Origin of the sequence: Mesorhizobium sangaii (assembly GCF_014207355.1) — a bacterium.
Lineage (GTDB): Bacteria > Pseudomonadota > Alphaproteobacteria > Rhizobiales > Rhizobiaceae > Mesorhizobium > Mesorhizobium sangaii.
This window is the reverse complement of sequence record NZ_JACHEF010000001.1, coordinates 1,310,324-1,323,127: the sequence shown is the minus strand read 5'-3', so window position 1 is coordinate 1,323,127 and position 12,804 is coordinate 1,310,324. Positions and strand designations below refer to the sequence as shown.

Below are 12,804 nucleotides of genomic sequence, written 5' to 3'. Positions count from 1 at the left end.
GTGCCGCTTCATGCCGGGGTCAAGGTACCCACGGCTCAAACCTGGTGGAGGCTTATGACCATGACGTCTCTGACGCTCAACAAGATTACCTCGCAACGCGGAATTTCCGTCGGCGAGGCGACCAAGAAGATTGCCGATCTCGGCTGGAATCCTTCCTACGTGCAGGAAGCGATGACATTTCCGACCGACTACAAGATCAACAAGACGCCGCGCGACCCGATGAAGCAGGTCCTGCGGTCCTACTTTCCGATGCAGGAAGAGAAGGACAACCGCGTCTATGGCGCGCTCGATGCCGCATTGCGCGGCGACATGTTCCGCAACGTCGAACCGCGCTGGGTCGAGTGGATGAAGCTCTTCCTGGCCATCATTCCCTTCCCGGAAATCTCCGCCGCCCGCTCGATGGCGATGGTCGCTCGCATCGCACCTGGCGAGGAACTCAGAACCGGCTTCACCATGCAGATGATCGACGAGTTCCGTCACTCGACGATCCAGATGAACCTGAAGAAATGGTACATGGAGAACTACATCGACCCAGCCGGCTTAGACATCACCGAAGAAGCCTTCGGAAAGTGCTACGCCACCACCATCGGCCGCCAGTTCGCCGAAGGTTTCATCACCGGCGACACGATGACCGCCGCCTGCATGTACCTGACCGTGGTGGCCGAAACCGCCTTCACCAACACGCTGTTCGTCGCCATGCCTTCGGAGGCCGCCCGCAACGGTGACTATGCGCTTCCGACCGTCTTCCTGTCGGTGCAATCGGACGAGAGCCGGCATATCGGCAACGGCCACTCGCTGCTGATGGCGGCGCTCAAGGAACCGGAAAACCACCTGCTGCTCGAGCGCGACCTGCGCTACGCCTTCTGGCAGAACCACGCGATCGTCGATGCCGCCATCGGCACCTTCATCGAATACGGCACCACCAACCGCGACAAGAACAAGGAGTCTTACGCGGAAATGTGGCACCGCTGGATCTATGAGGACTACTACCGCACCTACATGCTGCCGCTCGAGAAATACGGCATCAAGGTCCATCACGACGACGTCCAGGCGGCCTGGGAACGCATCACCAAGAAGAACTATGTCCACAAGGTCGGGCAGTTCTTCGCGGTCGGCTGGCCGGTCAATTTCTGGCGCATCGAAGCCCAGACCGACAAGGACTTCGAGTGGTTCGAGCACAAATATCCCGGCTGGTACGCCGAGTTCGGCGACTTCTGGAAATGGTACGCCAAGCTCAGCCACAAGGGTGAGAAGGTGCTCCTGTTCAACAGCGACGTCGGCTACGTCTATCCGCACCGCTGCTGGTCCTGCCTCGTTCCCTGCCTGATCCGCGAGGACATGGTGGTCGGCGAGATCAACGGCGAACTCTACACCTTCGCCCACGAGCTCGATCGCTGGACTGCCACGGTCGCCTTCGCCGACGAGTATCAGGGCCGTCCGACACCTGCGATGGGCCGCTTCAGCGGCAAGCGCGAATGGGAGACGCTCTATGACGGCTGGGATCTGGCCGATGCCATCAAGGACCTGAACTTCGTCCGCTCCGACGGCAAGACGCTGGTTCCGCAGCCGCATCTGCGCTTCGACGACAAGGAGATGTGGACGCTCGACGATGTGCGCGGCAACACGCTCGGGTCGCCGCTCAACGCGCTGCGTGCCATGTCGCCCGCTGACCGTGAGAAGCACCTGGCGGAATACCGGGCCGGCTTCACGATCAATCCCTGCAACTGATCAGGCCAAAGGGGGGCGGGTTCGTCCCGCCCCTACCTTTCACTGGAGGTCCGTATGTCGGAAACCCACACGGTCAGGCTCAGCCCAGTCGACGTCGAATTCGAGGTCGAGAATGGCGAAACGGTGCTCAACGCCGCATTCCGCCAGGGCATCGCCCTGCCGCACGGCTGCAAGGAAGGGCAATGCTCGGCCTGTAAAAGCGTGTTGCTCGAAGGCGAAGTCGACATGTTGAAATACTCGACCTTCGCACTGAACGACATGGAGAAGGAGAGCGGGCACGTCCTGTTGTGCCGTTGCATCGCCTACTCCGACCTGGAAGTCGAGCTTCTCAACTACGACGAGGAGATTCTGGCGAAAGCGATCGCCGTGAAAACGTACAAGGGCCGGATTGCTCGCATCGAGCAACTGACCCACGACATTCGCGGCATCGAAATCGAACTCGGCTCCCCGATGAAGTTTTGGGCGGGGCAATATGTCGACATCACGGTTACCACGCAAAAAGGGGAGACGATTACGCGCTCGTTCTCCATGGCAAATACGCCGGACCAAACCCAAAAACTCTCCTTCATCATCAAAAAATACCCTGAGGGAAAGTTCTCGGGAGAACTCGATTCCGGAGGCATCAGGGCCGGAGCCGAAGTCACCGTCGTCGGACCCTACGGAACCTGTTTCCGCCGCGACGAACGGCAAGGACCCCTGATCCTGGTCGGCGCCGGGTCGGGCATGTCGCCGATCTGGTCGATCCTCAACGACCACCTGAAGAGCGGCGAAAAACGTCCGGTCTATTTCTTCTACGGCGCCCGCACCCGCAACGACCTGTTCTATCTCGACAGGATCGCCGAGCTGGTCGGCAATCATTCCGACGTCACCTTCATTCCCGTGCTGTCGCACGCGAATGACGACGCCGAATGGCAGGGCGAACGCGGCTTCGTGCACCAGAGCGTCGACGCCAAGCTCAAGCAACTGGCGGTCGACGGGCAGGGGGATGTCCATGCCTGTGGCCCGCCACCGATGATCGATGCGCTGCAGCCGGTCCTGTTCATGAACGGGTTCGAAACGGAGCGGATCTTCTTCGACAAGTTCACCACATCGGCAGGTGCAACGCCGGCCCATTGAGGGCGGCCGTGCCAAGCCAACCACAACTGCAACAAGGGAGAGAGACTATGCCTGCAACCTCGAGTTCAGTCGGATCCGGAGCCGCCGGCGCGGCGATCTTCGCCGATTCCGATAGCCGGAAATACCGGTATTTCGACCCGAAAGGCCAGCGAGCCACCCACTACGAGGACATGACGGTCGACGTTCAGCCCGACCCGGAGCGCTACCTGATCCAGGACTGGATCATCTCGTTTGCCGACGGCAAGGGCGCCTATGTCAAGCAGAACACCGCCGCGCAGAGTTCCAACTGGCATGCCTTCCGCGCCCCCGACCAGGAATGGGAGCGCACGCACTACCAGCGCCAGTCGAAGATCGAGACGATGGTGCAGAGCGTCATCAACAATGCCCGCAAATCGGGCGCGCCGAAGACCTTCGACAAGGCCTGGGTCAAGATCCTGCAGACGCAGCTCGGCGCCTGGAAACACGCCGAATTCGGGCTCGGCACCTCGCTGATGCAGGCGCAGCGCTACGGCTACACCCAGATGATCAACAACGCGACGCTGACCAACTCGTCCTACAAGCTCAGGCTTGCCCAGGACATCACGCTCTACCTTGCCGAGATCGGCATGGACCTCCCCGGCTGGGACGACGAACTCGGCAAGAAGGCCTGGCTCGAGGACAAAAACTGGCAAGGCACGCGCGAGGCGGTCGAAACCATCATGGGCGCGACCGACTATCTCGAACAGTATTTCGCCATCAACATCGTCTTCGAGCCGCTGGTGGGTGAAGTGTTCCGCTCCGGCTTCCTGATGCAGATCGCCGCCGCCAACCATGACTTCATCACCCCGGCGGTGATTTCGGCGGCCGAGGCCGATTACGAGCGCAACCTCGCCAACACGATCGACCTCATCCACATGCTCGCCAATGACGAGAAGCATGGCGCGGCCAACAGGAAGCTCTTCCAGGGCTGGGTCAAGAAACACAGCGCGCTCGCCGACAAGGCAGCCACCGGCCTGCAGCCGATCTGGTCGATGCCGCATTCCAAGCCGGTCGCGTTCGCGGATGTCCGCGCCAAATCCGAGGAGCGGATTGGCCAGATCCTCGGCGAACTCGGCCTCAAGCGCTGAAACAGGAGAACTTGTCATGTCACTAGCAGCACGCGACGCAACCCATTCCAACATCTTCAAGTCGATGAAGGACATCACCTTCGAGCAGACGATTTCGCATCAGTGCGGCGTCACCATGAACGACTCGGTCGAGGCTCGCGCCATCGCCGAATTCATGGGCCAGAAGCCGGGGGTGACCATCACCTACCAGCCCGCGCTGATCCGCATCGACGGTGACGGCAAGCTGATCTTCAAGATGGACGCAATCGGTGAATATCTCGGCCGCGAGATTTCGGCCGAGACCTTCGAGGTCAACACCTCCACCCATTACGGCCGCATGGTTCGCGTCGACGACAACACCGTGATCCTGTTCGGCAACATGGACGAGATGTTCGAATACATCGAATAGCCGCCACGAAAATCCGGCGCGCCGCCGGGAGCGGCGCGCCGAACCGATCAACGCGATTGCTGCGGAGGCAACAATGTACAGGACACCGGAAGGCAAGGACATTTTCGTGGTCGACGGCCACACTCATTTCTGGGACGGCAGCCCGGAAAACCAGAAGAACATCCACGGCAAGCAGTTCATCGAATGCTTCTATGCCTATCACACGGGCCTGAGCCCGAAGGACCAGCTGTGGGAGAAGAGCAAGTTCGAGAAATACAGCGCAGATGATCTCTATCGCGACCTGTTCATCGACGGTCCCGACGATGTGGCGATCGTCCAGTCGACCTATCTCAAGGACTTCTACAAGAACGGCTTCAACACGATCGAGCGCAACGCCGAGGTGGCCAAGCGCTATCCCGAGCGTTTCATCGTCAACGGCGCCTTCGATCCGCGCGACGGCGAGAAGGCGCTTGAATACATCCACTTCCTCAAGGAGACCTACGACGTCAAGGGCGTGAAGATGTACACGGCCGAATGGAACGGCGCTTCCAAGGGCTGGAAGCTCACCGATCCCGATGCCTACAAATGCTTCGAACTCTGCGACAAGCTCGGCATCAGGAACATCCACGTCCACAAGGGCCCGACGATCATCCCGCTCTCGAAGGACGCCTTCGACGTCCATGATGTCGACCACGCGGCGACGGACTTCCAGAACCTCAACTGGATTGTCGAGCACTGCGGCCTGCCGCGCCTCGACGATTTCTGCTGGATCGCGACGCAGGAAACCAACGTCTATGGCGGCTTGGCGGTGGCGCTGCCGTTCATTCATGCGCGCCCGCGCTATTTCGGCGAGGTCATCGCCGAGCTGCTGTTCTGGCTCGGGCCGGAGAAGATCCTGTTCGGGTCCGACTACGCGATCTGGACGCCGCGTTGGCTGGTCGACAAGTTCTGGGCCTATCAAATCCCGCAGGACATCGCCGCCGAACGGGGCGTGCAGCTGACCGACGAGATCAAGGAGAAGATCCTCGGCCTCAACGCCGCGCGTCTTTACAACATCGACGTCGAGGCGAAGAAGAAGGCGCTGGCCAGCACGCCCTTCAGCATCGCTGCGGAGTAGAAGCCATGGCAACCGCCAGCGTTTCCGGCAGCCGCGAGAAGGAACTCTGGCGGCGCCTTGATGAGGTCAACGACCCGGAACTCGACGAGCCCATCACCGAGATGGGCTTCGTCGAGCGGGCCGTCGTGGCGGGCGACGGCAGCGTCGAGATAGACTTCCGCCTGCCGACCTATTGGTGTTCGCCCAACTTCGCGTTCCTGATGCTGGACGGCGTCCGCAAGGCGCTCGACCAGCTCTCCTGGGCGCCGGCCTATCGCGTCAAGCTGCACGACCACATGTTCGCCAACGAGGTCAATCGCGGCATGGAAGCCGGCAACACATTCGGCGACATCTTTGCCGTGCTTGCCGAGGACCAGGATCTCGGCGGCTTGCGCGAGACCTTCAGGATGAAGGCCTTCAAGCGGCGCCAGGAAGCGGTTTTGCGCGGCCTGCGCCAGCACGGTCTGACCGATCGCGAAATCCTCGGCATGGATCTTGCGGCCTACGACGTCGCGCGGTTCGAGCCGGGCGAGGCGGCCAAGCAGAAGCCGAGATATAGGGCGGCTCTGCTCGAGCGTTTTCCCGATCGCCGGGCGGACGATCCGGTCTTTGTGACCTGGGAAGGGCAGCGCATACCGCCTGGCGCACTCGGTACCCATCTGGCCGAGCTGCGCGGTGTGCGCATCAACATGGAGTTCAACGGCGCGCTGTGCCGGGGGCTCAAGCAGACCAGATACAAGGAACTGGAGGTGGTCGACGGCGAACCGACGCTGGTCGATTTCATTCTGGATCGCGTGCCGGCCAGGACCGCACCGACCGCCTGAAGCAGCGCTGACAGCAACGGCCTCCCTCGCACGAGGCCCCCAACCAACAACCCGCCCGTAAGGCGGAAGGAGGAATCATGCCCAAGATAATGCTTCACAATTCCGAGGCCCGCCGCGCTCTCGCCCGTGGCGTCTTCCGGCTCGCCGCCGCCGTCGAGCCGACGCTCGGCCCCAAAGGCATGAACGCCATGATCGACCGGCCGATCGGCACGCCGATGGTGACCCGCGACGGTGTCAGCATCGCCTCCGAGATCGAACTGCACGACCGCTTCGAAAACATGGGCGCGCAGGTCGTCCGCGAAGTGTCGATGCAGACCAACGAGATCGCCGGCGACGGCACCACGACGGCCATCGTGCTCGCCAACGCGCTGATCCAGGGCGGTGTCGAGGCGAATGAGCGCGGGGTGAAATCCGTCGATCTGTGCAAGGGTATCGACCTTGCCGTCGCCGCTGTGGTGGCGGCGCTCAAGGCTTCGGCCAAACCCGCCAACGGCAACGGCATCCTGGCTTCGGTCGCCAATATCGCGGCGACCAACGCCAAGCTTGGCGCGCTGGTGGCGGAAGCCCATCAGCGGGTGGGCGCCGAAGGCGTCATCACCACTGATTTCAGCGTCACCACCGAGACCACGCTCGATGTCGTCGAGGGCATGTCCTTCGAACGCGGCTACCTCTCGCATCACATGGTGACCGACCAGGAGAAGATGGAGGCCGTGCTCGAACGGCCCTACATCCTGATGACCGACCTCAAGATCAAGGAACCCGGGCAACTCGATGCGGTGCGCCGCATTGCCGACGAGGATGGCCGGCCGCTGCTGGTCGTGTCCGAGGAAATGTCGCCGGAAGTGGTGGTGACGCTGCTCGGCAAGCAGGGACCGGGACGGTACCTCGTCGTCCATCCGCCGGAATATGGCCATTGGCGCAAGGCGATGATGGAGGATCTGGCCATTATCACCGGCGGCAAGGTGATCGCCCGCGATCTCGGCGGCCGGCTGGAGGACGTCACCGCCGAGGATCTCGGGACGGCCGACCGGGTGAAGACCAGTTCGTCCTACACCTCGATCATTCGCGGCGGCGGCGACCATGCCGCAATCGCGTCGCGCCGCGCCCAGGTACAGCGGCAGTATGAAGCCTCGCAGCCTAACATCGACCAGGACAAGCTGCGCGAACGCCTGGCCAAGCTCTCCGGCGGCACCGCGATCCTCTATGCTGGCGGTGTCACGCCGGTCGAGCAGAAGCGGACCATTCAGCTGATCGAGGACTCCTTGAATGCGGTTCGCGCCGCATCCGAGGAGGGGGTCGTCGCCGGCGGCGGTTCGGCACTCGCGCAGATCGCGCCGCTGCTCGACAAGGTGGCGGCCGGCGTCGATGGCGATGTCGCCGAAGGCGTGCGCCTGGTGCGCTCGGTCCTGTCGCGGCCGCTGTGGCGCATCGCCGCCAATGCCGGCGCCGATCCCGAAGCCGTGGTGGTCGAGGTCACCCGCATCAATGGCGGCTATGGCTACAACGCCTCGACCGGCGCGTATCAGAACATGTTCGAGGCAGGCATCATCGATCCGGTCCGCGTCACCTACACCGCGCTCGCCAACGCAGCTTCCGTGGCGACGCTGATCCTGACCACCGAAACGCTGATTGGCGATCTCGCCGAGGATGAGGACCCGACGGCCGGACCGGCGCGTGGCGGCGGCTCGGAAAAGCTCGGCCGCGCCTGAAGCAACATTGCAACGCAACGATTTCGACGTTGAAAGGATACGACGATGAAAGCTGCCAGACTCTACGAATACGATCCGAAGATGAACGTCCAACTCAGGATCGAGGAGGTCAAGGCGCCGACGATCACCGCGCCCGACGAGGTGATCGTGCGGGTCGGCGCCGCCGGCCTCTGCCGCACCGACCTGCACATCATTGAAGGGGTGTGGAAGCCGACCATGGATCCCGAAGGCACGCTGTTGCCCTACATCATGGGCCACGAGAATGCCGGCTGGGTCGAGGAGGTCGGCAGCGGCGTCCGATCGGTCAAGCGTGGCGACGCGGTGATCTGCCACCCCTTCCGCTCATGCGGCATCTGCCTCAACTGCCGCCATGGCGAGGACATGTATTGCGACAACGGCCAGTTCCCCGGCCTTGGCATGAATGGCGGTTTCGCCGAGTATTTCATCACCAGCGAACGCTCGCTGATCAAGCTGAATGCCAACATCACGCCGATCGAGGTGGCGCCGCTGGCCGATGCCGGCATCACCGCCTATCGCGCCGCCAAGCGCGCCGCAAAGCTCCTGCGTCCGGGCAGTTACTGCGTGCTGCTCGGCATAGGCGGGCTCGGCCATATCGCGCTGCAATCGCTGCACGCGATTTCGGGTTGCCGCATCATCGCCGTCGATCGCGAGCCGGCAGCGCGGGTGCTGGCTAAGGACCTTGGCGCCGACTTCGTCCTCGATGGCGGGCCAAACGTTGTCGAGGAAGTCAGCCAGATCACCGGCGGTGGCGCGCATGTGGTGATCGATTTCGTCGGTGAACTCGGTGTCGAGAACATCTGCTGGAAGATGGTGCGCAAGGGCGGGCAACTGTTCGTCGTCGGCTATGGCGGCAACATCAACGTACCGACCGCGCATCTCGTCATCGAGGAGATCAACATCGGCGGCAGCCTGGTCGGCAATTTCACCGAGCTTGTCGAACTGATGGAGCTCAATGCCGACGGCAAGGTGAAGATGCACTACACCGAATACAATCTCGCCAACATCAACACCGCGCTCGACGATTTCAAGAACCGCCGGTTCACCGGCCGCGGTGTCATCGTTCCCTGAACGCAATTTCAGTCGAGGTTCCCTGAAGGCATTTCAGTCGACGAACTTCCCCGACCCGCGGCGCGAATGCCGCGGGTTTCTTGCCGGTGATTGGACCTAGAGGAAGCCGCGCCGGATGCCGTATTGGCCGAGTTTGCGATAAAGCGTCGGCCGCGAAATGCCGAGCCTCAGTGCAACCTTGCTGAGATTGCCGCCCTCAGCGACAAGCGCATTCTTGATCGCCTGGCGTTCTCCATCCTCGAATGTACACACGGGTGCTTCGAGCATGGCCGTGGGATGGTCACTGTGCATGGCCATGGTGTTGCGATTGCCCGCACTGATTTCCCCGGGAAGGTCCTGGAGTCCGATCGTGCCGTCGCGCGCCAGTATATGCAGGCGCTCGATCAGGTTCTTCAATTCGCGCACATTGCCCGGCCAGCGATAGGCCAGCAGCGCGTCGAGCGCCTCGTTTGAAAACGCCAACGGATCAGTGCCCGCCAGTTTTGCGATCTGACGATTGAAATGTTCGACCAGCAACAGCACGTCGTCGCCGCGCTCGCGCAGCGCAGGGACATGAATCGAGACCGCGCCGATCCGGTAATAGAGATCGCTGCGGAAGCGTCCGGCCGCGACTTCCTGCTTGAGATCGCGATTGGTCGAGGCGACCAGTCGCACGTCCACCGGACGGCCCCTCGAGTCGCCGATGCGGTGAACCACGCGCTCCTCCAGGACACGCAACAGGAAGGGCTGGATTTCGAGCGGCAACTCACCGATTTCGTCAAGGCTGAGCACACCGCCATTGGCGAGTTCGAAGATGCCCGGCTTGCCGTCCCGCGAAGCTCCGGTAAAGGCTCCGCCCACGTGGCCGAACAATTCGCTGCCGAACAGCTCCTTGGTGATAGCGCCACAGTTCATCGCGATGAATGGGTCGTTTTCGGTGCGCCGGCTGCCGGCATGGACAAGCCGTGCAAACAGCTCTTTGCCGACACCGGTTTCGCCTTCTATCAGCAGCGAGGTGACACCGTTCGATCCAGCCACCCGGGAAGCGACATCGACGGCAGCCAGCAATTTTTCGCTTTCACCGATGATCATCGCCGCGGCTGCCCGCAGGTGTTTGTCCCCCTCCCGACGCATCACCGTCATGCTGGAGACGGCCGGTACGGAGGGAAACACTAGAGCCGCGCCACGAAGGTCGCCATCCAGCTTCAGCGGCGTGACATGGCAGGATCGCAGATGCGCCGGCAGCGCGTTGGCGAGATCGGTCTCCGAGCCGGAGGCCGGCAGGTTCATGAGCCAACGACCGCGGCCCGGCTCCATCGGGCCGTCCATCATCTCCGTCGCGTCGCCGTTGGGCACGTTGTTGCAGAAGATCGCGCGGCCACGATGATCGACGATCACCAACCCGTCCTTCCGGCGGTAGCTGGGTGCCGAGGAAATAAAGGCTTCGAGCAGGCGCGTGCGCTGCTCCTGTTGCTGTTCGGCGAGAGCCTTTTCGATTTGCCTGGCGGTGGCTGCAACGAGCGCCGTGTTATGCGGCCGGAAGATCGGCGAATAGCCCGACAGGTCGACAACGCCGATGATCTTGCCGTCCAGGGGGTCGCGGATCGGGGCGCCGGCACAGGTCCAGGATTTGATGCCGGCACAGAAATGTTCGGCAGCGTGGACGAAAATCGGTTGGCCGGTCCACAGCGCGGTGCCGATGCCGTTGGTTCCGACGGCATCCTCGTTCCATTTGCCGCCGACGGCCAGATGGATGTCCATGCCGTCATGCAATGTCTTCTTGTCGCCGATGGCGTCGATCAGCACGCCATCGCTGTCGGCAAGCACCAGCATCGCTCCCGTTCCGTCCAGCAACTGGCCAAGCGACGCGAATGACCGCCTCGCCGCCGAAAGCAGTTCGGCATTGGCGCGGGTCAGGTATTCGATCTCGTTTCGATCGCTGCTCAGCGGCGCTTCGATGCCTTGCGCATTGATGCCACCGGTGGCGCTACGGTACCAGGAATCGTGGATCAGCGAGCGGACGTGGACCGGATCGCGGGCGCAAGTCGGCTCGTCGGAAAGAAAACTCTCCCAGGCGCGCATGGTGGCGCGCTCGTCATAGTCGATGTTGTCCAGGAACAATTGTCCGGTGGCCATTGCAGCGCGCGCCGGAAGAGCATCGGTCTTCGTCTGATCGGGGCCGTTCGCGTGTCTCATTCAGCCATCACAGTACCTTTGAGGTATGCCATTTCTGTATGCTGTCGCGGATTGGACGCGCAGGGACGCCCGAATGCCGGTCGTCAGTCGATGCCGAGTTTCGCACCGATGTCGGCGGCAAGCTGGTCTTCGGTGTAGGTCGCGGTGAGCCGGGATCCATCGAGCTCGGCAAGGACCTGGGCGATGGTTTCGTCGACGGGCGAGAAAAAGCCGTTCTGCTTCGTTGCCAGGACGAAGATCTGGTCGCCATCCCGGTTGCGGACGTCGCCGATATGATGAAGCTGGCGGCCGGTGTTCTGATCCTTGGAGATCACGCGGCCGTTCATGGTGACACGGATTGACGGGTTCGCTTCGGAGGCGGTTGCCGCGCTGCCGCCGACATGGATGATCAGGCCTTCCGCCTTGGGTTGCTGGCGTGGCTGCCTGGAAGCCGAATAGCCGCCGCCGCTGATCTGGTCGGCAAGGCGAACGATGGTCGAGCGGTTCTGCTCGATTAGTCTTTTGACCTGGACGTCCTCGCGCCGCGGGCCATCCCGCTTGGAGATGATCTCAACCATGAATCCTCCCAGATTCGCTCGGGCTTGGCCGAGGGTACGGCTCAATTCTTCTTCTTTTGAGGTGAGCCTACACCGCCTCGGTGAGGTTCGCCATCCATAACATGTAGCACCGGAGTTCCGGTCGCTGGTAGCAGGTGGCTGCTACACATTTGGAAGCGGACGACAAACGATAGACGACTTCAGGGTCGCCTGTGGGAGGTCCGTGCGGCCGCACTGATCGATGTTGGCTGCCGATCCCTCAGGTGGGTACGAGCCCGTAGGCAAGGCCCATCTTCGTCCTTGCCATGGTGGTTGATGACGCGTCCACCAGAAGGCGTTTGCCCCAGCTCTCGTCCCGATCGATTTGAAAGCCGACGTCGCGCAACATGGCAAAGAGGCATTCCCTGTTGGGGACCCAGAAATTGGTGATGTCGCCGGCAAGTGTCCCTGCTTCGTAGTACTGCGCAACCGCGACGCCGGGCATCAGGTCCGGTTCGAACTGGGTTTCAACAAGCAGGCGGCTCCGACACAGCTGCGCAACGATGTTCAGCGCGCGCATCATGTCGGGCAGATGGTAAAGAACGCCCAGAAACAGCACGATATCGAACTCGCCAATATCAGAGCTGGGGATGTCGTACAGGTTCATCTGCCTGTAATCGAATTTCAGACCGGTAAGTTGCTCCATGGCTTCGAATCCATGGCCATTTTTGGCCCGATAGTCGACTACGGTTACCCCCGCTCCGCGGCGCGCCATGTTCATCGAAAAAAAGCCGTCCGACGGGCCTATGTCCAACACCTGCAAGCCGGTCATATCTTCAGGCAATCGCAGTTTTTCGAGCAGGAACTGGGGATCGTAAGAACCCGGCGTGACCACGCCGGGGTACACTTCAAATTTGTGGTGCCAATGCGGTACCTTTGAAACGATCGACCGGGCCCTGTCTCGGTCAGCGGAGGTCACTGGTGCTCGGGTGTGCATCTCTCTAATCTCCTCCAAGTCCTGCTTCTATCAGGAGATGAAAATTTGCCCCGAACATCATATGCCGGTTACCAGCGCCAGG

At 61.8% G+C, this 12,804-nt stretch carries 11 protein-coding genes; 8 read left to right on the top strand and 3 right to left on the bottom strand.

Annotated elements, in window-relative coordinates:
• Positions 1-54: 54 nt before the first annotated feature.
• From HNQ71_RS06445 to HNQ71_RS06410, 8 genes are all read left to right on the top strand, one after another.
• Complete coding sequence (locus HNQ71_RS06445) at positions 55-1,728, top strand: aromatic/alkene/methane monooxygenase hydroxylase/oxygenase subunit alpha (RefSeq protein WP_210333749.1); 1,674 nt, start codon at positions 55-57, stop codon at positions 1,726-1,728.
• Positions 1,729-1,782: 54 nt separating this feature from the next.
• On the top strand, positions 1,783-2,844 hold the full coding sequence (locus tag HNQ71_RS06440; protein ID WP_095080695.1) for an NADH:ubiquinone reductase (Na(+)-transporting) subunit F: 1,062 nt from the start codon (positions 1,783-1,785) through the stop codon (positions 2,842-2,844).
• A gap of 47 nt (positions 2,845-2,891) precedes the next feature.
• The gene (locus HNQ71_RS06435; protein WP_184871695.1) at positions 2,892-3,950 is read left to right on the top strand and encodes an aromatic/alkene monooxygenase hydroxylase subunit beta; all 1,059 of its coding nucleotides are present in this window, start codon (positions 2,892-2,894) and stop codon (positions 3,948-3,950) included.
• Positions 3,951-3,966: 16 nt separating this feature from the next.
• Positions 3,967-4,338: an MmoB/DmpM family protein gene (locus HNQ71_RS06430; protein WP_095080699.1), complete on the top strand. Its 372-nt coding sequence runs from the start codon at positions 3,967-3,969 to the stop codon at positions 4,336-4,338.
• A gap of 73 nt (positions 4,339-4,411) precedes the next feature.
• A complete protein-coding gene (locus HNQ71_RS06425; protein ID WP_095080701.1) occupies positions 4,412-5,434 on the top strand; it encodes an amidohydrolase family protein in 1,023 nt (340 codons plus the stop codon).
• Between the two features lie 5 nt (positions 5,435-5,439).
• Positions 5,440-6,237, top strand: coding sequence for an iron-sulfur cluster assembly protein (locus tag HNQ71_RS06420; RefSeq protein ID WP_184871694.1), 798 nt, complete (start codon positions 5,440-5,442; stop codon positions 6,235-6,237).
• Between the two features lie 77 nt (positions 6,238-6,314).
• The gene (groEL, locus tag HNQ71_RS06415) at positions 6,315-7,946 is read left to right on the top strand and encodes a molecular chaperone GroEL (protein ID WP_184871693.1); all 1,632 of its coding nucleotides are present in this window, start codon (positions 6,315-6,317) and stop codon (positions 7,944-7,946) included.
• Between the two features lie 45 nt (positions 7,947-7,991).
• Positions 7,992-9,035 carry an NAD(P)-dependent alcohol dehydrogenase gene (locus tag HNQ71_RS06410; RefSeq protein WP_184871692.1) on the top strand — a complete coding sequence of 348 codons (1,044 nt, stop codon included), beginning with the start codon at positions 7,992-7,994 and terminating at the stop codon, positions 9,033-9,035.
• Between the two features lie 96 nt (positions 9,036-9,131).
• Here HNQ71_RS06410 and HNQ71_RS06405 read toward each other — a convergent pair whose 3' ends face one another.
• The 3 genes from HNQ71_RS06405 to HNQ71_RS06395 all read right to left on the bottom strand — a co-directional run bounded on the left by HNQ71_RS06405 (position 9,132) and on the right by HNQ71_RS06395 (position 12,722).
• Positions 9,132-11,210 (bottom strand): sigma-54-dependent Fis family transcriptional regulator, encoded by a 2,079-nt coding sequence (locus HNQ71_RS06405; RefSeq protein ID WP_184871691.1) that lies wholly within the window; start codon positions 11,208-11,210, stop codon positions 9,132-9,134.
• Between the two features lie 83 nt (positions 11,211-11,293).
• Positions 11,294-11,767, bottom strand: a complete 474-nt coding sequence (locus tag HNQ71_RS06400) for a hypothetical protein (protein ID WP_184871690.1) — start codon at positions 11,765-11,767, stop codon at positions 11,294-11,296.
• A 238-nt stretch (positions 11,768-12,005) separates the two neighbouring features.
• Positions 12,006-12,722, bottom strand: a complete 717-nt coding sequence (locus HNQ71_RS06395; protein ID WP_184871689.1) for a class I SAM-dependent methyltransferase — start codon at positions 12,720-12,722, stop codon at positions 12,006-12,008.
• Between the last annotated feature and the right edge of the window lie 82 nt (positions 12,723-12,804).